Here is a 20,931-nt window from a genome sequence, read left to right as displayed (position 1 = left end):
TCGCTCATGTCTCGCTCGCTACCTCTCGCAGTCGCTCGGCCGCGGCCTCCGGCGGCACATCGTTGATGAACACGTTCATGCCGGATTCGGAACCCGCGAGGAACTTCAGCTTGCCGGAAGTGCGGCGAATGGTGAAAAGCTCGAGGTGAAGTGCGAATTCGGCACGGTCCTCGGCATGTACCGGAGCCTGGTGCCAGGCGGCGATGTACGGCGTCGGGGGCGCGTCGGGCCCGAAGATCCGGTCGAACCGCCGCAAGAGTTCCAGATAGATCCGCGGGAACTCCGTGCGCGCCGCCTCGTCGAGGGCGGGCAGGTCGGGAACCCGGCGCCGGGGGTAGAGGTGCACCTCGTAGGGCCAGTGGGCGGCGTACGGGACGAAGGCGAGCCAGTGCTCGCCCTCGATGACGATCCGGCGTTTGTCGGCGAGCTCGTCGGCCACGACGTCGTCGAAGAGGTTGGCCCCGCCGGTGGCCCGGCGGTGTGCGGCGAGGGTGCGCAGCATGCGTTCGGTGCGCGGGGTGGCGAAGGGGTAGGCGTAGATCTGGCCGTGCGGGTGTCCGAGGGTGACGCCGATCTCGGCGCCGCGGTTCTCGAAGCAGAACACCTGCTCCACGCCCGGGAGCCGGGACAGTGCGGCGGTGCGGTCGGTCCAGGCGTCGAGCACCAGGGCGGCCCGGTCCTCGGTGAGGTCGGCGAAGGACGCGTCGTGGTCGGAGGTGAAGCAGACGACCTCGCAGCGGCCGCTGTCGCCGGCGAGGGAGGGGAAGCGGTTCTCGAAGACGGCGACGTCGTAGTCGGCGGCGGGGATCTCGGAGTGCCGGCCTTCGCGGGAGGGGCACAGCGGGCATGCGTCGGCCGGGGGGTGGTAGGTGCGGCCCTGGCGGTGCGAGGCGACGGCCACGAAGTCGCCCAGGAGCCGGTCGTGGCGGACCTCGGAGGCGGTGGACACCGGGTCGAGGGGGCGGCGGTCGGCGGCGTCGCGCACGGCGGCGTCGTGGGCGTCGTAGTAGATCAACTCCCGGCCGTCCGCGAGCCGGGTCGTCGTCTTCTTCACCGGGAGCTCCTCACACACCACACCGACCAAACACAAACAAACACAATGAAGCACAACTCAACAGTGGCGTCAACGCCGCGGCTCGCAACGGACATTTAGCCGCATAGGCACCCGGAGTGATCATGATCCAACAAATAAAACCAACAAAAGTGTTCAGTTTCTGAACGTCCGCGCGTAGCTTTCTGTGCGTTCAGATCGCGCAAAGAAGCGAGTTCCCCATGATCACCTTGGCCGAAGGCCTCCGGCTTCCCACCAACGGGCTCGACTACACGATCCTGGCCATCTACTTCGCCGTCGTTCTCGGCATCGGGTTCGCGGCCAGGCGCAGCGTGCGGACGAGCCTGGACTTCTTCCTCTCCGGCCGGTCGCTGCCCGCCTGGGTGACCGGTCTCGCGTTCGTCGCCGCCAACCTCGGCGCCACCGAGATCCTCGGCATGGCCGCCACCGGCGCCCAGTACGGCGTCGCGGTGGTGCACTGGTACTGGATCGGCGCCATCCCCGCCATGGTCTTCCTGGGCCTGGTGATGATGCCGTTCTACTACCGCTCCAAGGTCCGCTCGGTCCCCGAGTTCCTGCTCCAGCGGTTCGACAAGTCCGCGCACCTGCTCAGCTCGGTCCTGTTCGCCTTCGCGGCGATATTGATCGCGGGCGTGAACCTGTACGCCCTGTCGATCGTCGTCGAGGCGCTGCTCGGCTGGCCGCAGTGGGTGGCGATCGTCATCGCGGGCCTCTTCGTCCTCGCCTACATCACCATCGGCGGCCTGTCCTCGGCGATCTACAACGAAGTGCTCCAGTTCTTCGTCATCCTCGCCGCGCTCATACCCCTGTGCATCATCGGCCTCAAGCGCGTCGGCGGCTGGGGCGGACTGACCGACTCCCTGGAGTCCTCGCACGGCCACCACTTCCTCACCGCCTGGGGCGGTACGGGCATCGGCGAGGCCAACCCGCTCGGCGCGAACTGGCTGACGATCATCCTCGGCCTGGGCTTTGTGCTCTCGTTCGGCTACTGGACGACGAACTTCGCCGAGGTGCAGCGCGCCCTGTCCGCAAAGAACCTCTCCGCGGCCCAGCGCACCCCGCTGATCGGTGCCTACCCGAAGATGTTCATCGTCTTCCTGGTGATGATTCCGGGTCTGGTCGCCGCCGTCCTCGTCCCGAAGATCGGCACGCCCGGCTCCGGGCTCACCTACAACGACGCGATTCCGTATCTGATGCAGGAGCTGCTGCCGAACGGTGTGCTCGGCATCGCGGTCACCGGTCTGCTGGCCGCATTCATGGCGGGCATGGCGGCCAACATCTCGTCCTTCAACACCGTGTTCACGTACGACATCTGGGCCAAGTACGTGAAGACCGACAAGCCCGACGGGTACTACCTGAAGTTCGGGCGCCTCATCACCGCGATCGGCGTGCTCGCCTCGATCGGCACGGCCTTCATCGCCTCGTCGTTCTCGAACATCATGGGCTACCTCCAGACGCTGTTCTCCTTCTTCAACGTCCCGATGTTCGTGGTCTTCATCATCGGCATGTTCTGGAAGCGCGCCTCGATGAAGTCCGGCGTGTGGGGCCTTCTCGCCGGCACCACGGCCGCGATGGTCAACTACTTCTGGATCTACAAGCAGGGCATCATCGCCATCCCCACCGACCAGGGCGCCAACTTCGTCTCGGCGATCGTCGGCTTCGTCGCCGGTGCCGCCGTCATGGTCGTCGTCACCCTCTTCACCTCACCCAAACCGGAGGCCGAACTGGCGGGCCTGGTCTACGGGACGACCGCGCCCGGCCTGGAGGAGCCGCCCGCCGAGGGCGACGACGCCTGGTACCGCCGGCCGGCGCTGCTCGGCTGGGGCGCGATCGTGCTCGCCGCGGCCTGCTACCTCCCCTACTCCCTCTGATCGGAGGCGTGAACTCCCATGTCCGACCTGCAGAATGAAGTCTCCGAGCTGGAGCGCAAGTCCGCGACCGCGGCCCGGCTCTTCGACATCCGGCGCATCATCGGCGGCCTGTTCGTCGTCTACGGCGTGATCGTCACCATCGCGGGCATCACGGCCTCCGATGCGGACCTGAAGAAGGCCCAGGACATCAACATCAACCTCTGGACGGGCATCGGCATGCTCGCCCTCGGGCTGTTCTTCCTGGGCTGGATGAAGCTGCGGCCGGCCCTGCCGCCGACCGTGGCGGAGCTCCAGGAGGCCGAGGACCGGCCCGCGGGGGCCTGACCTACGACGGCGGGGCCGCCGCCTCGGCCGGCCCCGCCACCTCGTCGTCCGCTCCCACGGCCGCGGCCCGCAGCGCCCCGCCGCGCGCCACCCGCTCCAGCAGCCCGGTGCGCGCCGCCAGCGCGGCCGCCTCCAGCCTGGAGCCGACCTCCAGCTTCATCAGCACCCGCTGGACATGGGTGCGCGCAGTGCTCGGCGCGATGGCCATCCCGGCCGCGATCAGCCGGGTGTCCTCGCCGTCCGCGACCCGCATCAAGACCTCGACCTCGCGCGGAGTGAGCAGGTGCAGCAGCCGCGCGCCCTCGTCGTCCGGCGGGACCACCGGGTGCAGCAGCTCCTCGAAAGCCTGCTGCAGCAGCTGCGGCGCGATGGCCGACTCCCCCGCCCGCGCCTTCAGCATGGCGCGCTCGACGCCCTCGATCCGCTCGTCGTTGCGGACATAGCCGGACGCCCCGGCGGCGAAGGCGGCCGCGATACCGCGCGGGCTGGGCACCGGGCCCAGCACCACCACCGCAATCCCCGGCCGCTCCTTCTTGATCCGGACCACCGGGTCGAAGACCCCGGGCGCCGCAGGCGCGGAAGTACCCAGCAGGCACACCTCGGGCGCCCGGCTCACCACCAGATCCGCGGCCCCGGCACTCGGCGCGGCCGCCGCCAGTACGCGGTGCCCGCGCAGCTTGAGGGCCGAGGCCAGCGCCTCGGCCAGCAGCCGGTGATCGTCGACCACCATGAGCCGCACGACCATCGAGAACCCCCTCCGCCTCCCGGCGAGCCCCGCCCCCGGCCCCCGCCGGGCCCCATTGTCCCCGGGAAGGTACACGCTCGGCCGACGGCGCGCGCCCCCTACCGGGGAGAAGTCCCCGGAATGCTGGAATCCCGGCCAATCTGGGCTGATTGCTGCCGTCGCGGGGGCGTGGGCGGCCGGGGGGGTGGGGGCGGGGGCGATTGCCGGGCCCGGGTGCCGGGCGTTCTCCCCGGCGTCGACGGATGGGTCCCGAGCCGGGCTCCGGCGGTGGCCGGTGCGGGAGGCCGCCGGCCGAACCCAGCTGATCCGTTGGAGAGTTGAGCGCCATACATGCCGTCCCGAGACGATACCCCTGGCGCAATTCCCACGTACGCAGATCCGACCGCCGACCATTCGGGTCCGCCACCGTGCGGCGCTTCGCTCTCCACCCAGACCTGTTGAAATCAAAAAGAACCATCAGGCCGGTTTCACCGCTGGCGTGTTCGAATCGCTTTGTCGGTGTCGCATGTCATGGTGGTGTCAACGAACGAGGGGATTCGAGGAGTTCACCATGCCATTGGCCGATGAGATAGCAGCAACCCTTGAGGGGTATCTGGATCCGGCTGCCTTGGTGGGCGAGTTTCGCCGGACGTCGGTATTGGTGCCGATTGTCAATGACTCCCTCATGTCGACGGAGATGACCGGTATCCGGTGGTTGTACGCCTTCTCCGACGAGCAGGAACTGGCCAGCTTTGCGGTGTCCCGGGGCGCCGCACCGGAGGCCGAGCTGCCCTACGTCCGTACGCTGGGGGCGCGTCTCCTGGATGTCGTCATCCCCGCCATCGAGGGTCCGGCGGGTGTGGTGCTGGATGCGGGCAGCCCGCAGGCGATGGCGTTTCCGCCGGTCAGCGGCATCGTGCCGGACTCCGTGGCGGTGGACCTCGCGGAGCCGGGTCGAACCTCGGGTCTGCCCGGTGCGCCTGCGATCGGGGGTGCGGCATGACGTCCGTCGAGGGGTACGAGCTCGACCCGGCCGCCCTGAAGCAGGTCACCAAGGGCATCCACGACTCCATTGCGGAGCTGAAGGAGCTGGGCTTCGACACGAGCGCCCAACTCGGCCAGGGATTCGAGAAATTGGCGCTCTCCGGCATGGAGGCCGGGCACGCGGATGTGAGTTCCGTATTCGATTCGTTCTGTGAACGCTGGGGCTGGAACGTTCGTCTGCTCCTCCATGAGGCCAATGAATTCGCCCGCCGCCTCGATCTGACGGCGGGGCTCTATCACGAACAGGAGCAGTACGTTTCGACGACGTTGAAGGTCGGGGCGAACGCCCTGCTGATGGGCGACCCGACCATGACGGAGGAGAAGCTCAAGCGCAAGACGTGGGCGCAGGTTCGCGACGACAACGCGATCAGCCAGTTCGACAGCGCGGACTGGGAGGCCTCCTCGTACGAGTCCCGCAAGGCCATCAAGGAAATGAAGGACGCGGCGCACCAGACGGGTGAGGACTTCGAGACGTCCAAGTGGGCGGGCGACTCGGACCACAACTGGGCCTTCCGGCCGGTGAAGATGGCCCGTGATTCCCAGCTCCATCATCCCGACGGTTCCTGAGGCACGGCCGCACCGCCACCGCAGCTGCGGCCACCACTACCACTGCACATCCACTACCGCACACCTTTGCTGCGCAGCACAACGGGGGGACAACGACCGATGGGCCTCGGCGACATTCTTGGGGACGTCAAGGACGGCATCAATTCCGCGGCCGACAAGGTCGGTGACGCCGTCGACGACGCAAAGGAAGCTGTCGGTGAGGGCATCGACTACGCGGCGGACAAGACCGGCGATGCCCTTGACTACGTAGGTGCGCACGGCGCGGCCCAGTCCGTCCGTTCGGCCGGTGACGACGTCGCCGATGCGCTGGGGGCGCAGGTCGACGAGCGGCAGTTGGGCGAGAGCGACGACCCCAAGGAGCTGATCCACGGTGATGTCGCGAAGATCAATGAATCCGCCGGTCATCTGAAGGATTTCTACGCGGCTTTCGAGCGGGTGGGCCAGGGGATCCGCAAGCTGGACGCCGGGTCCTGGAAGGGGAAGGCCGCCGAGAGCTTCCACGAGAAGTTCGACGCGCACCCCAAGGACTGGATGCGGACCGCGGACGCCTGTGAGGCGGCGTGGAAGGCCCTCGATTCGTACGCGGAGACGGTGTCCTGGGCCCAGAAGAAGGCGCAGTCGGCGATCGACGCGTGGAAGGCCGCCGAGGAAAAGAGCAAGAAGGCGTACGACGCCTACCGCCACCAGGTCGATACGTACAAGGTGAAGGCCGACGCCTATCTCGCCGCTCAGGACCAGGGTGCCGACCCCGGGCCCAAGCCCGATGACCCGGGCGCCTTCCACGACCCCGGCGACCAGGGCCGCGAGGCGGCGCAGGACATGCTCAAGAGCGCCCGCAGCCAACGCAACGAAGCGGCTGCCAAGGCCCAGCACGCCCTCAAGGGCGCGTTGGAGCACGCCCCGCAGGCACCCAAGTTCACCGAGCAGGCGGGTTTCGACATCGCGGACGGGGTGGTGGGCGGCGGCATCAACCTGATGCACGTCGTCGGTGGCGCGGGCAAAGCCTTTGTCGAAACCGTCAATCTGGCCCGCACGCTCAACCCGGTCGAGCCGTACAACCTCGCGCACCCCACCCTGTACGCGACCAACGTCGCCAAGACCACACTGGGACTGGCCAGTGCCGCCGCCCACCCCGGCCGCCTGGCCAAGGGCGTGCTCGGCGACGGCTGGGGCAGTGACCCGGGCGACGCGTTCGGGGCGCTCGCCGCCAACCTCGTCGGCGGCAAAGGCGCCGGCGCTCTTGGCAAGGGGCTTGTGAAGGCGGGGGCGAAGGATGTGGTCAAGGGCGCCGCGCGAGAGGCCGCCGAGCAAGGCGCCAAGCGCACGGTCAGGGACCGGCTGCGCACCGCCTGGTGCAAGGTCTTCGGCAACGATCCCATCGACATGGCCACCGGCCGGATGTACCTGCCGCAGACCGACATCGCCCTCCCCGGCAGCCTCCCCCTCACCTTCAGCCGCACCTTCGAGTCGTCCTACCGCACCGGCCGCTGGTTCGGCCCGACCTGGATGTCCACGGTCGACCAGCGCCTGGAGATCGACGCCAAGGGCGTCATCCTCATCGGCGAGGAAGGCGACTTCCACCTCTACCCGCACCCGGCCGTGGGCGTGCCCACCCTGCCCATCGAGGGCGACGGCCACCCACTGGAGCTCACCCCGGACGGCGACTACCTCCTGACCGACCCGGTCACCGGCACCCGCCGCTACTTCACCACCTACACCGAAGACCTCGCCGTCCTCGACGAGATCTCCGACCGCCGCGGCAACCACCACACCTTCGACTACACCGAAGACGGCACGCCCACCGCCATCACCCACAGCGCCGGCTACCGCCTCCTGCTCACCTCCGAGGGCGGCCGCATCACCGCCCTGCACCTGGCGGGCGGCGCCCCCGACGGCTCCGACCAGCTGTTGATGACGTACGGCTACGACGACGCCGGCAACCTCACCACCACCACCAACTCCAGCGGCCTGCCCCTGCGCTTCACCTACGACGACCTGGGCCGCATCACGTCCTGGACGGACACCAACGACAGCAGCTACACCTACGTCTACGACGACGATGACCGCTGCACCTCACAGGGCGGCATCGAAGGCCATCTGCGCGCCCACTTCACCTGGGGCGACCCGGATCCCGCAACGGGGCTGCGCACCAACCTGCTCCACAACTCCCAGGGCGGCGTGACCCGCTACGAGGTCAACGACCACCACCAGGTCGTCGCGGAGACCGACCCCACCGGCGCCACCACCCGCACGGTCCGCGACGCCAAGCACCGCATCCTGGCCACCACCGACCCGTTGGGCCGCACCACCCACGTCGACTACGACGACGAGGGCCGCCCGGTGAGCGTCACCCTCCCCGATGGCAGCCGCTCCACCACCACTTACAACGAACTCGGCCTGCCCCTGACCTCCACCGGTCCGGACGGCACCACCTGGACCCACACCTACGACGCCGACGGCAACCGCACGTCATCAACGGACCCGCTGGGCGCGACCACCACCTACACCCACGACACCCGTGGCCACGTCGCCTCGGTCACCGACGCCCTGGGCAACACCACCCGCCTCTACTGCAACGAGGCCGGGCTACCGGTGATGGTCACCGACCCACTCGGCGCCACCACCCACTACCGCCACGACGCCTTCGGCCGCACCACCTCCGTCACCGACCCGCTCGGCGAAACGACCCACATGGCCTGGTCCGTCGAAGGGAAGCTCACCGCTCGCATCGATGCGTCCGGCGCCATGGAGGAATGGGCCTACGACGGCGAGGGCAACCGCACCTCACACACCGACGCCATCGGCCAGACCACCCGCTTCGAGTACACCCACTTCGACCTGCTCACGGCCCGCACCGACCCCGATGGCGTCCGCCACGAGTTCACCCACGACACCGAACTCCGCCTCACCCAGGTCACCAACCCCCAAGGCCTGACCTGGAACTACACCTACGACGGCGCCGGCCGCCTCATATCCGAGACGGACTTCGACGACCGCGTCCTGGCCTACACCCACGACGCCGCCGGCCAACTCGCCACCCGCACCAACACCATCGGCGAAGTCACCACCTACAGCCGCGATGTCCTCGGCCGCATCACGCACAAGGACGCTGCTGGTCTCGTCACCACCTACGTTCACGACAGCAGCGGCAACCTGCAACAAGCGACCAACCCGGACGCCACCGTCACCTACACCCGCGACATCCTGGGCCGCGTCACCGCCGAAACCGTCAACGGCCGCACCATGACGTTCACCTATGACGCCCTGGGCCGCCGCACCTCCCGCACCACCCCCACCGGCCACGTATCCACCTACGCCTACGACTCCGCCGGCAACCGCACCGCCCTCAATGCGGGCAGCCACACCCTCACCTTCGGACACGACGCCACAGGCCAAGAACTCACCCGCACCATCGGCGACGGTCTCACCCTTGCTCACACCTGGGATCCCGCCGGCCGCCTTGCCACCCAATCGCTCACTAGGGCAGCCACCGACAGAACGCAGTCACCACACACCGTTTCAGTGGAAGCCCAGGACGTCCTCTACCGTGCCTACACCTTTCGCCCTGACGGCAACCTCACAGCGATCGACGACTCCTGCTCCGGACGCCGCACGTTCAGTCTCGACCGCGCAGGCCGCGTTACAGCCGTCCACGCCATCGGCTGGACCGAGTCCTACGCCTACGACGAAGCAGGTAACCAAACCCACGCCACCTGGCCCGACCGCCACACCGACCCGTCAGCCCAAGGCGACCGCACCTACGCCGGCACCAACATCACCCGAGCCGGCCGCATCCGCTACGACCACGACGCCCTCGGCCGCGTCACCCTCCGCCAAAAAGCCCGCCTCTCCCGCAAGCCGGATACGTGGCACCACACCTGGAATGCAGAGGATCGCCTCGTGTCCGTGGTAACACCGGACGGAACTACGTGGCACTATCTCTATGACTCCTCAGGGCGGCGAATAGCTAAAAGACGCCTCGGAGTGGACTCCTCGACAGTCGTCGAGCAAACAGAATTCACCTGGGACGGCCCTACACTCACCGAGCTAACGACCCACATCTCCGGCCACCCGGAGGCAATCACGCTCACCTGGGACCATAAGGGCATATTTCCACTCATCCAAACCGAACGCAAGATCTCGGTTTCGGATATATCCAGTGCCCCTCAACACGTCGTTGACCAAAGATTCTTCGCCATCGTCACGGACTCCATTGGCACCCCAACAGAGCTAGTTTCCGAAACTGGCGATATATCCTGGAGCAAACAGGCTACGCTTTGGGGTGCCACTACTTGGGGGACCGGAGCGACCGCTTACACTCCGCTGCGATTCCCTGGGCAGCATTTTGACCCTGAGTCGCAGCTTCATTTTAATTTCTATCGCTACTACGACTCTGAAGCGGGGAAATACCTATCACTCGACCCTCTCGGGTTGGAACCGTCCCCGAATCCAAATTCGTACGTAGACAATCCCACCACCAGCGTTGACCCTTTCGGCCTATTCTCCTGCGAGGCAGGAGCCGGCAAAAGAGGCCCCTTCGACTTCCGGCCACCCAACCCTAATCACCCCCCGCACCAGGCGGCAATCGACGCGATGCGGGCCGCCCCGGTAGGCGGAAACGTAGACTGCTCGGAATTGGCTGAATACATCCTTAAAAGATCCGGAGGGAAAGGTGAAGTGATTAACTTCACGAGCCACTCGGGGGAGATGTTCAAGGTTCCTCAGGAGGGTGGACGCCTGATTGAAGAGTTCAAATACCACGATGTATACACCGATGGAAAATATGTATACGACCCCGAGTTGGGCAGCAATCCCGTACCTCTAGGCGATTTCAAGCGATCAATAAGGCATCTCAATCCGGGATTGAAGATCGTTTCGGGTCGCGGCGGGTACGATGGACCCCTGTGGTGAGACACCAGAACAGAGTGGATAAAGAATTGAATGTAACTGGTCAGCAAATTTTGACAGCGCTGTCCTTGTTTAAGCCTGTCGAATGGATCAGAACTTCCTCAGGACACCACCCCGTGGAAGGGTACGCGCAATCTCCCCATGTTGCTTGGCGCTTCACTGGAGGCAGCAATACAGAAACGGCAAGGGTCATCGCGACATTGGTGGACGATACCCCCACCGAGGAAGAGTGGACTTTTGATTACTCTGCCAAAAACTGGCTTCTTGCGCCGTCGCGAGTTCTAAATGAGTGCGCTACCAGCAATGCCAGCTTCCGGAAAGTCGTTACGCAAATCACTTTGTCTGATTCAAAATTCTGCGAGCGAGCTAACCGAGACCTGGCGTCCATCATCGCGCGGCTGCGTGACTACGTGATGAGCCCTGAAGGGCGCGGAGACCAGCCCCGCTGACGTCACCGCGCTGGAAGCTGGCCTCATCGCAAACACGCAAGGCGAGGCGGCCTGGGATTGGCTTTCACCAGGTCACGTAAGTCGCAGGGGTGTTTTACTTCCCCGTCGCGTCCGAGCTTCTCATGAAGCACCGACGATACTGTGTGTCGCCGCGTCGTCTTCCCACTGTGACCGGCGCCGCTTCCGGAGCCGCTCGCTGTGCAGGGCTTCGACGCAGTCGCGCCCCGCCCCTACGCCTCCTCAGCCAGTTCCAGCCACCGCATTTCCAACTCGTCCTTTTCCGCGCTCAGCTCCCGCAGCTGGGCGTCGAGGCCGGCGACCTTCTCGAAGTCCGTCGCGTTTTCGGCGATCTGGGCGTGGAGTTTGGTCTCCTTGGTGACGAGCTTGTCCAACTGGCGCTCGATCTTCTGGAGTTCCTTCTGGGCGGCGCGGTTGACGGCGGCGGCCTTCTTGGGGGCGGCGGTCTGCTGGGCGGGGGCCGGGGTTGCGGCCTCGATGACCTGGCGGCGGCGGTCGAGGTACTCGTCCAGGCCGCGCGGGAGCATCCGCAGCGTGGCGTCGCCGAGCAGGGCGTGGACGCGGTCGGTGGTGCGCTCGACGAAGTAGCGGTCGTGGCTGATGACGATGAGGGAGCCGGGCCAGCCGTCGAGGAGGTCCTCCAGCTGGGTCAGGGTCTCGATGTCGAGGTCGTTGGTGGGCTCGTCGAGGAAGAGGACGTTGGGCTCGTCCATGAGGAGGCGCAGGATCTGCAGGCGGCGGCGTTCACCGCCGGAGAGGTCGCCGACCGGCGTCCACTGCTTCTCCTTGGTGAAGCCGAACTTCTCGCAGAGCTGCCCGGCGGTCATCTCCCGGCCCTTGCCCAGGTCGACCCGCTCGCGAACCTGCTGGACGGCCTCCAGCACCCGCAACGTCGGGGGGAGTTCGCCGACCTCCTGGGAGAGGTACGCCAGCTTGACGGTCTTGCCGACGACGACGCGGCCGGCGACCGGCTGCGTCTCGCCCTGCGTCCGGGCCGCCTGTTCCAGCGCCCGCAGCAGTGAGGTCTTGCCCGCGCCGTTGACGCCCACCAGGCCGACGCGGTCGCCGGGGCCCAGCTGCCAGGTCAGGTGCTTGAGCAGCAGCTTCGGGCCCGCCTGGATGCTGACGTTCTCCAGCTCGAAGACGGTCTTGCCCAGCCGCGAGCTGGCGAACTTCATCAGCTCGGCGTTGTCGCGGGGCGGCGGGACGTCCGCGATCAGTTCGTTGGCGGCCTCGATGCGGAAGCGGGGCTTGCTCGTACGGGCGGGGGCGCCGCGCCGCAGCCACGCCAGCTCCTTGCGCATCAGGTTCTGCCGCTTGACCTCTTCGGTGGCGGCGATCCGCTCCCGCTCGGCCCGCGCGAAGACGTAGTCGCTGTAGCCGCCCTCGTACTCGTGGACGTCGCCGCGCTGGACGTCCCACATCCGCGTGCAGACCTGGTCGAGGAACCACCGGTCGTGGGTGACGACCACGAGGGCGGAGCGGCGGGCGCGGAGGTGCCCGGCCAGCCAGGAGATGCCCTCGACGTCCAGGTGGTTGGTGGGCTCGTCGAGGACGATCAGGTCCTGCTCGGCGATCAACAGCTGGGCGAGCGCGATGCGGCGGCGCTCGCCACCGGACAGCGGGCCGATGACGGTGTCCAGGCCCTTGTCGAAGCCCGGCAGGTGCAGATCGCCGAAGAGTCCCGTCAGCACATCGCGGATCTTGGCGTTGCCGGCCCACTCGTGGTCGGCCATGTCCCCGATGACCTCGTGCCGGATGGTGGCGGCCGGGTCGAGGGAGTCGTGCTGGGTCAGGACGCCGAGGCGCAGGCCGCCGTTGTGGGTGACCCGGCCGTCGTCCGCGTCCTCCAGCTTGGCGAGGATCCGGATCAGGGTGGTCTTGCCGTCCCCGTTGCGTCCGACGACGCCGATCCGGTCCCCCTCGTTGACGCCGAGCGAGACACCGTCGAGCAGGGCACGGGTTCCGTACACCTTGCCGACGGCTTCCAGATTGACGAGGTTGGTGGCCATTCCGCTCCTGCACTTCCGATGGATCGACCTTCCCAGCCTAGTCGGCGTGGGGAGGGGACCCGTCGGGAGATGAGTATCCGTACCGATGGCAGGGGCGGCGGGCGGGCCTAGCGTCGGCAGCATGATCGACGACCAGGTTCCGGACTCCCTTCCCGTGCGCGACGATGCGCCGCCGGTGACCGGCTCCGACGTGGGCCGGATCCTCATCGGCCTGCTCGTGCTGGCGTTCGCCGGGGTGACCGGTCTGTTCGCGCCGCTGCTGGTGATGGCGAGCGACGGCTGCAACGAGGGGGACGCCCGCACGATCTGCTCCGCGGGCGCCCAGCAGATCGTCGGCAACCTGCCGGTCGGCGCCGCCTTCGTGGCCGCCGTCCTGACCGTGGTGGGCATGAGCAACAGGGGCAACGCCGGTTGGGGATGCCTCCTGGCGGCCCCGTGTCTGCTGGCCGTGGCCTGGGTGGTGTCGCTGGCCATCGTGGGCGCCTGAGGCTCCGCGCCCCGTTGTAACGTGCCGTCATGGCACCGGACATGGGCATGGCGGACGCGGCGGGCACGGCAGGCACGGCAGGCACGGCAGGCACGGCAGTGGAGACGGTACGCGGGGCGGTCTACGGCCCGAGCGGCAAGCGGCTGGATGTGTACCGGCCGGCGGGCGCCTCCGGGCCGGTGCCCACCGTGCTGCTCTGGCACGGCATCGGCCCCGACGAGCGGGATGTGCTCGACCCGCTGGCGCGCACCGCGGCGGCCCGCGGGCTGCTGGTGCTCGTACCGGACTGGCGCTCGGACGCCGCGGACGGCGGCCGGGCCCAACTGCTGGAGTCGCTGGCCTTCGTCCGCAAGGAAGCGGGCGGGCTGGGCGGCGACGGGGAGTCGTGCGTACTGGCCGGGTGGTCGGCGGGGGCCGGGGCCGCACTGGGAGTCGCGCTGCGGCCCGAGGCCGTGGAGGGGTGGCGGCCGAGGGCGGTGGTGGGCCTGGCCGGCCGCTACGACCTGCCGGCGCGCACCACCGGCACCGCGCCGCTGGCCGATCTCGCCGCGGGCCGGGACCCGGGCGTACCTGTCCATCTCGTCCACGGCGGCCACGACCCGGCCGTGGCCGCCCACCACTCCCGTGACCTCGCCGAGGCGCTGCGGGCGGCGGGCCGCGCGGTGACACTCCAGGAACCGGAGACCGACCACGCAGGCGTGATCATGACCGCGTACGACCCGGCGGCGGACCGCTGCGTCCCGACGACCGCCGAGCACGCGGTAGCGGCGGGGCGGACGGTGACCGAGGTGCTGGCCGAGGCCGCCTCGGGCGCGTCCTGACCTTCGGCCCCTTGCGGCGCCTCAGCGGCGCCCGCCCCCACCGGACGACCAGGTGTTGAGCCGGCGCACGGACTCCTCCAGGTCCCGGCGCCGGGCGTCCTGGGCCGCGGCACGCTGCCGGGCCTCCGCGGCAGGGCCGTAAGGCCGCGCGGGTCCGCTGTCCGCACCGCACGACGGCAGCAGGCCGGGCGCCACCCGGCGGACGTGAACGAGGCGCCGCCGCGAGGGAGCCGCCGAAGCCTCCGGTGACCCGGCCGAGGCGGCGAGCACGCCCGTACCGGTGGCCGCCCGACGGCCGCCCCGCACCGGCAGCAGCCGGCTCAGCCGCCTGCCGAGGGCCGACAGCCTTCCGAGGGCCGTTCGGCCGGGACCCGGCCCTCCGTTCAACGGGGGGCCGCCGTGCGGAGGACCTCGGCGAGCCGGCGGGCGGTGGCTGCGTTGCAGTTACCGAGGGCGACCAGGGAGAAGCTGTAGGCGCCGGCGAAGCCGGGCAGGTCGACGCCGAGCGACGGCAGCGTGATGCCGTGGTCCTTCAGCGCGCTGCGCAGCTCTTCGGCGCTGTCGTGCACGTCGTCGGGGCGGTCGGGGAGGGAACGGTCGTGGGGCATGGAGCCTGCCTTTCTGTACGCATAGCGACGAACCGCCTACACAGTGACGTGACGCGGCGTAGCGTGAAAGGGGGTGGGGCTCCCGGCCGCGGTCCGGGGATGCGCGGTGTGCAGGGGTGGAGATGCGGGAACCGCCGGGGCCCCGTCCGCAGCGACCGGGAATCAGCGACACGTACGGCGGTGAACCGTGGCACGACGCAAGGACATTGACGGCTCGGAGAGCGTCCCCACCTTTTACGGCAAGGAGCTCCGCTACCAGCGAGAGCTGGCCGGGCTCACGCTCCAGCAGCTGGTCGAGGGCAGCTTCTACGGACAGAGCCACCTCAGCGAGATCGAGCGCGGCGAACGCCGGATGCCGGCGGAGCTGGCCGAGCACGTGGACAAGGTGCTCAAGACGGACGGGTTCTTCCAACGGCGCTGCGAGGACGTGCGGAAGGCGCGACGGACCGGCCACGCCGAATACTTCGAGCGCGTGTTGGAGGCGGAGAAGTACGCGGAGACCATCGAGGAGTGGTGCCCCACCCTCATCCCCGGGTTGTTGCAGACCGAGACGTACACGCGGGCGGTGGTGCGGGCGACGCATCCACTGGCACCCGACGAGGAGGTGGAGGAGAAGGTCAGCGCCCGCACGGCGCGGACCCGGCTCTTCGAGAGTGACCGCGAGATCCCGGAGTACTGGGTGATCCTTCCCGAGTACGTGTGGCGCTGCCCGGTTCTCCCTGCGGCCGAGATGGCCGATCAGCTCGACCGCATCGCGCAGCTGACGAGGAGGCGCCGCATCGTTCCACAGGTCCTTCCGTGGAACTGCGGACCGCACCCCCTCATGGCGGTGGGCTTGGCCAAGATCATGACCTTTTCGGATGCTCCGCCGCTGGCCTACCTGGAATCGCAGTACAGCGGCGACACAATCGACGATCCGGCCCTCGTGAAGAAATACCGCAAGGCATACGATCGGCTCAGGGCCGCCGCACTCGCTCCCGAGGCGTCCCTGACCATGATCGAGGCGGCCGCAGGGGATTACCGAAGTGACAAGCAACCGGATTGACTTGAGCACCGCCGTCTGGCGCACGAGCAGCTACACCAACGGCGATGGCGGGGACTGCGTCGAGGTCTCCGACGACCTCCCCGGCGTCATCCCCGTCCGTGATTCCAAGGACCCGCACGGCCCGGCGCTCGTCTTCCCGGTCGCCGCCTGGTCGTCCTTCGTCTCCGCCGTCAAGGACGCCGGTCTACGGGGCATTTGAGCGCTCCTCAGGGCACGGCGACCACGGGATTCGGGAATACCCGCCCGGCCTGGCCTCGTTGTGGCCCCGAGGGGGCGCTCACACCCCCTACGGGATCTGTTCCCCTCGCCCCTAGAGGACCCTCCCCCTAGAGAGCCCTCTAGAGGGCTCTCGCCCCTAGAGAGCGGTCGCCCCCGCCGCCGGTGAATCCGCCACCCGTACCTCGCGGCAGGTCCCCGACGCCAGCAGCGCCGCCGCGACGTCGCCTGCCGCCTGCGCGTCCTTGACCAGGAAGGCGGTGGTCGGCCCCGAGCCGGAGACGAGCGCGGCCAGCGCACCGGCCGCGGTGCCCGCCTCCAGGGTCGTGGTCAGGGACGGCCGCAGCGAGAGCGCCGCGGGCTGGAGGTCGTTGACGAGGGTCGCGGCGAGCGCGGTGGCGTCACCGGCCTCCAGTGCGGCCAACAGCTCCGGTGCGGCCACGGGCTCCGGCACCGCCGTGCCCGCCGTGAGCCGGTCGAACTCGCGGTAGACGGCCGGGGTGGACAGCCCGCCGTCGGCGACCGCGAAGACCCAGTGGAAGGCGTCGCCGACGGGCAGCGGCGTCAGCAGCTCGCCCCGGCCCACGCCCAGCGCCGCACCGCCGATCAGGCTGAACGGCACATCGCTGCCCAACTCGGCGCAGATGTCGAGGAGTTCGGTGCGGTCGGCGCCGGTGGACCAGAGGGTGTCACAGGCGAGGAGGGCGCCCGCGGCGTCCGCGCTGCCGCCCGCCATGCCGCCCGCGACGGGGATGTCCTTGGTGATGTGGAGGTGGACGTTCGGCTCGATGCCGTGCCGGGCCGCGAGGAGTTCGGCGGCGCGGGCCGCCAGGTTCGTGCGGTCCAGCGGGATCCGGTCGACGTCGTGGCCCTCGGCGGTGATCCGCAGGGTGTCCGAGGGGGTGGCGGTGACCTCGTCGTAGAGGCCGACGGCGAGGAAGACGTTGGCCAGGTCGTGGAAGCCGTCGGGCCGGGCAGCGCCCACCGCCAGCTGGACGTTGACCTTGGCCGGTACCCGTACGGTGACCGAGGCACCGCTCGTCCCGCTCGCCCTCATCCCGCGTCTCCCTCTGTGCGCACCTTGTGCTCGGCGATCCTCGCGAACTCTTCCACGGTCAGCGCCTCGCCGCGGGCCTGCGGCGAGATGCCCGCGCCGGTCAGCGCGGCCTCCGCGGCGGCGGCCGAGCCGGCCCACCCCGACAGTGCGGCCCGCAGGGTCTTGCGCCGCTGCGCGAAGGCGGCGTCGACGACCGCGAAGACCTCCCGCCGGCTCGCCGTCGTCGCCACCGGCTTCTCCCGGCGGACGAGCGAGACCAGCCCCGAGTCGACGTTCGGCGCGGGCCAGAAGACGTTGCGGCCGATGGAGCCGGCCCGCTTGACCTCGGCGTACCAGTTGGCCTTCACCGACGGGACGCCGTAGACCTTGTTGCCGGGACGGGCCGCGAGCCGGTCGGCGACCTCGGCCTGCACCATGACCAGAGTGCGGTCGATGGTGGGGAAGGTCGCGAGCATGTGCAGCAGGACGGGGACCGCGACGTTGTAGGGCAGATTCGCGACGAGGGCGGTGGGTGCCGGGCCGGGCAGCTCGGTGACCTGCATGGCGTCGCTGTGGACCAGCGCGAAGCGGTCGGCGCGGGCGGGCAGCCGGGTGGCGACGGTGGCGGGCAGGGCGGCCGCCAGGACCTCGTCGATCTCGACGGCGGTGACCCGGTCGGCGGCTTCCAGCAGCGCCAGGGTCAGCGACCCGAGGCCGGGCCCGACCTCGACGACCACGTCGTCGGGGCGCACGCCGGCGGTCCGCACGATCCGGCGGACGGTGTTGGCGTCGATGACGAAGTTCTGGCCGCGCTGCTTGGTGGGCCGCACGCCCAGCGCGGCGGCCAGCTCGCGGATGTCGGCGGGCCCGAGGAGTGGACCGGAGTCGTCGGTGGTGCTGCTGTTGCTCACCCGGGAAGTTTACGGGCTCGTTCAGCCGTGCAGTTTGCGGCCGCAGACCGGCCAGGGGCTCGCCCCCCGGGTCAGGTAGAGCTTCTTCGCACGGTAGGTCTGCTCCTGGGCGGGAGCGTCCTGTGGGCGGCCGCTGCCGCCGAGGGCGTGCCAGGTGCCGACGTCGAACTGGTAGAGGCCGCCGAAGGAGCCCGAGGCGTCGACCGCGTTCGGGCGGCCGCCCGCCTCGCACAGTGCCAGCGCGCCCCAGGCGAGGTGGTCGGCGCCCCGGACGGAGGTGGGCAGCGGCCTGGTGCCGATGTGCACGATCTGCGGGCGCGGCGCCCGGACCACGTCGGTGGTCAGCCGCCGCGGGCGCTGTTTGACGCCGTTGACGGTCCGCAGGCGATAGGTGACCCGCCGCACTCCGGGCCGCCCCTGCTGGACCACGGATTCGGTGCCGCCGGCCAGCTGGGGGTCGCGCCTGTGGACCGTGCGGAACGGGATCGGCTCCTCGCGCACCTCCTGGGAGCCGGTGATCCGCAGCACCGAGACGCTCTGGCCCTCGTGCGGGAAGCTCTCCGGCGGCACCGAGGTGGTGTCCTCGTCGCGCAGCGCGAGCCCGGCCTGCGCAAGGGCCTCGCGGACGGTGGCGGCGTTGGTGCGGATGCGATGTTCGCGGCCGTCGGCGACGAAGACCACCGAGCGTTCGGTGCGGACGGCCAGCTCCAGGCCGTGCCGCTCGATGCGCCGGGAGCGGGAGCTGGACAGATAGGCGCCCTCGGCCCGTACGCCGAGCTGGCGGAGCGCGTCGTCCACGGTCGCGGCGGTGGTCCACACCTGGTGGCGGCGCCCGTCGACGGTGAGGGCGACGCGGCGGCCGCGCCGGACGACGACGTCGTCGCCGCTGCGGAGTCCGGTGCCGGGGGCGGGGGCGACGATGTCGTGTGGGCCGACGTCGAGGTGCTCGTCGTCCAGCAGGTCCTCGACGTCGTCGGCGAAGGTGTGCAGGGTGCGCGGGTGGCCGTCGACGCTGAGCCGGATCGCCTTGTCGTGCGCGATGAAGGCGGTGGTGCCGCCGGCCAGGAAGGCCACCACCAGGGCCCGGGGCAGCAGCCGGCGCAGCGCTTCCGGGCGCCGGGGGGCGCGCCTGCGACGGCCGCGCGCGGCGCGGTGGCTGCTCTGCGAAGGACTCACGACGCTCCAGATGCCACAGATCCGGTTGACGGCCGGAGGGTAACGGAGCGACGGTCACCGTCCAAAGTCGAACGACTACGCAGAGTCGCCGCCCGTCCGGGTCAGTAACCGAAGGCGCGTGCCGTGTTCGCCGCGACGGCCGAGGCCAGCGCGTCCTCGGTCATCCCTTTGACCTCGGCCATCGCCCGCAGCGTGTACGGAATCAGGTAGGGCGCGTTCGCCCGTCCGCGGTACGGCACAGGAGTGAGGAACGGTGCGTCGGTCTCGACGAGCACCAGCTCGGGCGGGGCGACGGCGAGCGCGTCGCGCAGCGGCTGGGCGTTCTTGAAGGTGACGTTGCCGGCGAAGGACATGAAGTAGCCGGCCTCGGCGCAGATCCGGGCCATGTCGGCGTCACCGGAGTAGCAGTGGAAGACGGTGCGTTCCGGCGCACCCTCCTCGCGCAGGATCCGCAGCACGTCCTCGTGGGCGTCGCGGTCGTGGATGACCAGGGCCTTGCCGTGCCGCTTGGCGATCTCGATGTGGGCGCGGAAGGACCGCTGCTGGGCGGCCATGCCGTCGGGGCCGGTGCGGAAGTGGTCGAGTCCGGTCTCGCCGACGCCGCGGACCTCGGGACGGGCCGCGAGCGTGTCGATCTCGTCGAGCGCCGTATCGAGGGCGGCGTCCCCGCCCGGCTGCCGCGCTCCCTGGCGCGACCAGCCATCAGGGTCGCCGAGAACGATCCGCGGCGCTTCGTTGGGGTGCAGCGCGACGGTCGCGTGCACGCTGTCGTATGCGGCGGCGGTGTCCGCGGCCCAGCGGGATCCGGCCAGGTCACAGCCCACCTGCACCACGGTGGTCACCCCGACCGAGGCGGCCTTGGCGAGCGCTTCGCCGACCGTGGAGTCCTGCATGTCGAGGTGGGTGTGCGAGTCCGCGACCGGCACCCGAAGCGGTTCGGGCAGCGGCGGCGGGGTGGTCTTGTCGTCCTGCGGTGCCATGGCCGCGATCCTACGAGGACCGCGGCCCGCCCCTCATCCCCGGTGGTACCGGGCGGTCACCTGCGGTGCTGAAAGGGGTGCAGCAGGTCGGAGAGGTGCCAGTGGTGGCGGCCGGTGGGCTCGGCGGTGCTGCCGGTGCGCTTCTCGGCCGCGTCGGGGGCGGCCTTCCTCCTGCCGTTGCCGGGCTGGCGCTGGTGCATGTTCGCTATCGCGTCGGAGACCATCGAGACCTGGCCGGAGCGCATGATGCGTACGACGTTGCTGCCGCAGTTGAGGCAGGTGGGCCGGGTCAGCGGCGACGGCACGCGCTCGCCGTCCGCGTAGTAGATGACGTGCGGGTCGCCCTTGGCGTCCACCGGGTGCTCTATCTCGTACGCCTGCTCCCAGCCGTGGCCGCACTTCATGCACGCGAAGGCGTATGCCTCGTGTGCCGCCGGCTCGGACCGGGGAAAGGGGGAAGCTCCGCGCGCCGGAGTACTGCTGGTCTTCGCGATGTCACTCATGCCGAAACCTCGCATCGCTCGGCCTCGCATGCGCTCAGCACGCACCTCTTGTCGATTCGCTCACTACGCTCGCTCATGTGCACTCCCTCTTGTCCACAGGACAAGGCAAGGTGTCCGGGACCGTACGTCCCACCCCCAGTGGACGCCTTTCCCGGCCGG

General features: G+C 69.3%; 19 protein-coding genes. 10 read left to right on the top strand and 9 right to left on the bottom strand.

Annotated features, from left to right (window positions below):
- Window positions 1-4: 4 nt before the first annotated feature.
- Window positions 5-1,054, bottom strand: a complete 1,050-nt coding sequence (galT, locus tag ACGFML_RS22735) for a galactose-1-phosphate uridylyltransferase (protein ID WP_393546329.1) — start codon at window positions 1,052-1,054, stop codon at window positions 5-7.
- A 218-nt stretch (window positions 1,055-1,272) separates the two neighbouring features.
- Here galT and ACGFML_RS22730 point away from each other — a divergent pair, with 218 nt between their 5' ends.
- Window positions 1,273-2,943, top strand: coding sequence for a sodium:solute symporter family protein (locus tag ACGFML_RS22730; protein WP_393546327.1), 1,671 nt, complete (start codon window positions 1,273-1,275; stop codon window positions 2,941-2,943).
- An 18-nt stretch (window positions 2,944-2,961) separates the two neighbouring features.
- A complete protein-coding gene (locus ACGFML_RS22725) occupies window positions 2,962-3,267 on the top strand; it encodes a hypothetical protein (RefSeq protein WP_393546325.1) in 306 nt (101 codons plus the stop codon).
- A gap of 1 nt (window position 3,268) precedes the next feature.
- On the opposite strand, the gene ACGFML_RS22720 is transcribed toward ACGFML_RS22725, so the two are convergent.
- The gene (locus tag ACGFML_RS22720) at window positions 3,269-4,012 is read right to left on the bottom strand and encodes a response regulator transcription factor (RefSeq protein ID WP_393546323.1); all 744 of its coding nucleotides are present in this window, start codon (window positions 4,010-4,012) and stop codon (window positions 3,269-3,271) included.
- A 550-nt stretch (window positions 4,013-4,562) separates the two neighbouring features.
- On the opposite strand from ACGFML_RS22720, the gene ACGFML_RS22715 reads away from it, so the two are divergent.
- The 4 genes from ACGFML_RS22715 to ACGFML_RS22700 all read left to right on the top strand — a co-directional run bounded on the left by ACGFML_RS22715 (window position 4,563) and on the right by ACGFML_RS22700 (window position 10,959).
- Complete coding sequence (locus ACGFML_RS22715; RefSeq protein WP_393546321.1) at window positions 4,563-4,994, top strand: SseB family protein; 432 nt, start codon at window positions 4,563-4,565, stop codon at window positions 4,992-4,994.
- Entirely contained in the window at window positions 4,991-5,602 is a 612-nt protein-coding gene (locus tag ACGFML_RS22710) for a hypothetical protein (RefSeq protein ID WP_393546320.1), read from the top strand. Before ACGFML_RS22715 ends, ACGFML_RS22710 begins: the two co-directional genes overlap by 4 nt.
- Window positions 5,603-5,701: 99 nt before the next feature.
- Window positions 5,702-10,513, top strand: a complete 4,812-nt coding sequence (locus ACGFML_RS22705; RefSeq protein WP_393546318.1) for a putative T7SS-secreted protein — start codon at window positions 5,702-5,704, stop codon at window positions 10,511-10,513.
- Window positions 10,510-10,959: a hypothetical protein gene (locus tag ACGFML_RS22700; RefSeq protein ID WP_393546316.1), complete on the top strand. Its 450-nt coding sequence runs from the start codon at window positions 10,510-10,512 to the stop codon at window positions 10,957-10,959. The genes ACGFML_RS22705 and ACGFML_RS22700 overlap by 4 nt, the downstream gene beginning before the upstream one ends.
- A 230-nt stretch (window positions 10,960-11,189) precedes the next feature.
- Here the strand turns inward: ACGFML_RS22700 and ACGFML_RS22695 are convergent, their stop codons facing one another.
- Window positions 11,190-12,989, bottom strand: a complete 1,800-nt coding sequence (locus tag ACGFML_RS22695) for an ABC-F family ATP-binding cassette domain-containing protein (RefSeq protein ID WP_393546314.1) — start codon at window positions 12,987-12,989, stop codon at window positions 11,190-11,192.
- 121 nt (window positions 12,990-13,110) lie between these two features.
- Here ACGFML_RS22695 and ACGFML_RS22690 point away from each other — a divergent pair, with 121 nt between their 5' ends.
- Complete coding sequence (locus tag ACGFML_RS22690; RefSeq protein WP_393546312.1) at window positions 13,111-13,476, top strand: hypothetical protein; 366 nt, start codon at window positions 13,111-13,113, stop codon at window positions 13,474-13,476.
- A 29-nt stretch (window positions 13,477-13,505) separates the two neighbouring features.
- Complete coding sequence (locus ACGFML_RS22685) at window positions 13,506-14,297, top strand: alpha/beta hydrolase (protein WP_393546310.1); 792 nt, start codon at window positions 13,506-13,508, stop codon at window positions 14,295-14,297.
- A gap of 383 nt (window positions 14,298-14,680) precedes the next feature.
- Here ACGFML_RS22685 and ACGFML_RS22680 read toward each other — a convergent pair whose 3' ends face one another.
- On the bottom strand, window positions 14,681-14,905 hold the full coding sequence (locus tag ACGFML_RS22680) for a hypothetical protein (protein ID WP_393546308.1): 225 nt from the start codon (window positions 14,903-14,905) through the stop codon (window positions 14,681-14,683).
- A 187-nt stretch (window positions 14,906-15,092) separates the two neighbouring features.
- On the opposite strand from ACGFML_RS22680, the gene ACGFML_RS22675 reads away from it, so the two are divergent.
- A complete protein-coding gene (locus ACGFML_RS22675) occupies window positions 15,093-15,950 on the top strand; it encodes a helix-turn-helix domain-containing protein (protein WP_393546306.1) in 858 nt (285 codons plus the stop codon).
- Between the two features lies 1 nt (window position 15,951).
- Window positions 15,952-16,149, top strand: coding sequence for a DUF397 domain-containing protein (locus ACGFML_RS22670; RefSeq protein WP_393546304.1), 198 nt, complete (start codon window positions 15,952-15,954; stop codon window positions 16,147-16,149).
- A gap of 156 nt (window positions 16,150-16,305) precedes the next feature.
- Here ACGFML_RS22670 and ACGFML_RS22665 read toward each other — a convergent pair whose 3' ends face one another.
- The 5 genes from ACGFML_RS22665 to ACGFML_RS22645 all read right to left on the bottom strand — a co-directional run bounded on the left by ACGFML_RS22665 (window position 16,306) and on the right by ACGFML_RS22645 (window position 20,772).
- Complete coding sequence (locus ACGFML_RS22665) at window positions 16,306-17,223, bottom strand: 4-(cytidine 5'-diphospho)-2-C-methyl-D-erythritol kinase (RefSeq protein WP_393546302.1); 918 nt, start codon at window positions 17,221-17,223, stop codon at window positions 16,306-16,308.
- Window positions 17,220-18,113 carry a 16S rRNA (adenine(1518)-N(6)/adenine(1519)-N(6))-dimethyltransferase RsmA gene (gene rsmA, locus ACGFML_RS22660; RefSeq protein ID WP_393546300.1) on the bottom strand — a complete coding sequence of 298 codons (894 nt, stop codon included), beginning with the start codon at window positions 18,111-18,113 and terminating at the stop codon, window positions 17,220-17,222. The genes ACGFML_RS22665 and rsmA overlap by 4 nt, the downstream gene beginning before the upstream one ends.
- Window positions 18,114-18,134: 21 nt before the next feature.
- Complete coding sequence (locus ACGFML_RS22655; RefSeq protein WP_393546298.1) at window positions 18,135-19,289, bottom strand: ubiquitin-like domain-containing protein; 1,155 nt, start codon at window positions 19,287-19,289, stop codon at window positions 18,135-18,137.
- A gap of 101 nt (window positions 19,290-19,390) precedes the next feature.
- Complete coding sequence (locus ACGFML_RS22650; protein WP_393546296.1) at window positions 19,391-20,269, bottom strand: TatD family hydrolase; 879 nt, start codon at window positions 20,267-20,269, stop codon at window positions 19,391-19,393.
- 56 nt (window positions 20,270-20,325) lie between these two features.
- Entirely contained in the window at window positions 20,326-20,772 is a 447-nt protein-coding gene (locus ACGFML_RS22645; protein WP_393546294.1) for a hypothetical protein, read from the bottom strand.
- Window positions 20,773-20,931 lie beyond the last annotated feature (159 nt).

Origin of the sequence: Streptomyces sp. NPDC048650 (assembly GCF_043199095.1) — a bacterium.
Taxonomy (GTDB): domain Bacteria; phylum Actinomycetota; class Actinomycetes; order Streptomycetales; family Streptomycetaceae; genus Streptomyces.
The sequence above is the reverse complement of the archived record's forward strand: the minus strand, read 5'-3'. Positions and strand labels throughout refer to the sequence as shown.

Coding starts and splice junctions, on each gene's coding strand:
- ACGFML_RS22730 (WP_393546327.1), top strand. CDS start 1,273: ATGATCACCTTGGCCGAAGGCCTCCGGCTTCCCACCAACGGGCTCGAC.
- ACGFML_RS22725 (WP_393546325.1), top strand. CDS start 2,962: ATGTCCGACCTGCAGAATGAAGTCTCCGAGCTGGAGCGCAAGTCCGCG.
- ACGFML_RS22720 (WP_393546323.1), bottom strand. CDS start 4,012: ATGGTCGTGCGGCTCATGGTGGTCGACGATCACCGGCTGCTGGCCGAG.
- ACGFML_RS22715 (WP_393546321.1), top strand. CDS start 4,563: ATGCCATTGGCCGATGAGATAGCAGCAACCCTTGAGGGGTATCTGGAT.
- ACGFML_RS22710 (WP_393546320.1), top strand. CDS start 4,991: ATGACGTCCGTCGAGGGGTACGAGCTCGACCCGGCCGCCCTGAAGCAG.
- ACGFML_RS22705 (WP_393546318.1), top strand. CDS start 5,702: ATGGGCCTCGGCGACATTCTTGGGGACGTCAAGGACGGCATCAATTCC.
- ACGFML_RS22695 (WP_393546314.1), bottom strand. CDS start 12,989: ATGGCCACCAACCTCGTCAATCTGGAAGCCGTCGGCAAGGTGTACGGA.
- ACGFML_RS22690 (WP_393546312.1), top strand. CDS start 13,111: ATGATCGACGACCAGGTTCCGGACTCCCTTCCCGTGCGCGACGATGCG.
- ACGFML_RS22685 (WP_393546310.1), top strand. CDS start 13,506: ATGGCACCGGACATGGGCATGGCGGACGCGGCGGGCACGGCAGGCACG.
- ACGFML_RS22680 (WP_393546308.1), bottom strand. CDS start 14,905: ATGCCCCACGACCGTTCCCTCCCCGACCGCCCCGACGACGTGCACGAC.
- ACGFML_RS22665 (WP_393546302.1), bottom strand. CDS start 17,223: ATGAGGGCGAGCGGGACGAGCGGTGCCTCGGTCACCGTACGGGTACCG.
- ACGFML_RS22650 (WP_393546296.1), bottom strand. CDS start 20,269: ATGGCACCGCAGGACGACAAGACCACCCCGCCGCCGCTGCCCGAACCG.
- ACGFML_RS22645 (WP_393546294.1), bottom strand. CDS start 20,772: ATGAGTGACATCGCGAAGACCAGCAGTACTCCGGCGCGCGGAGCTTCC.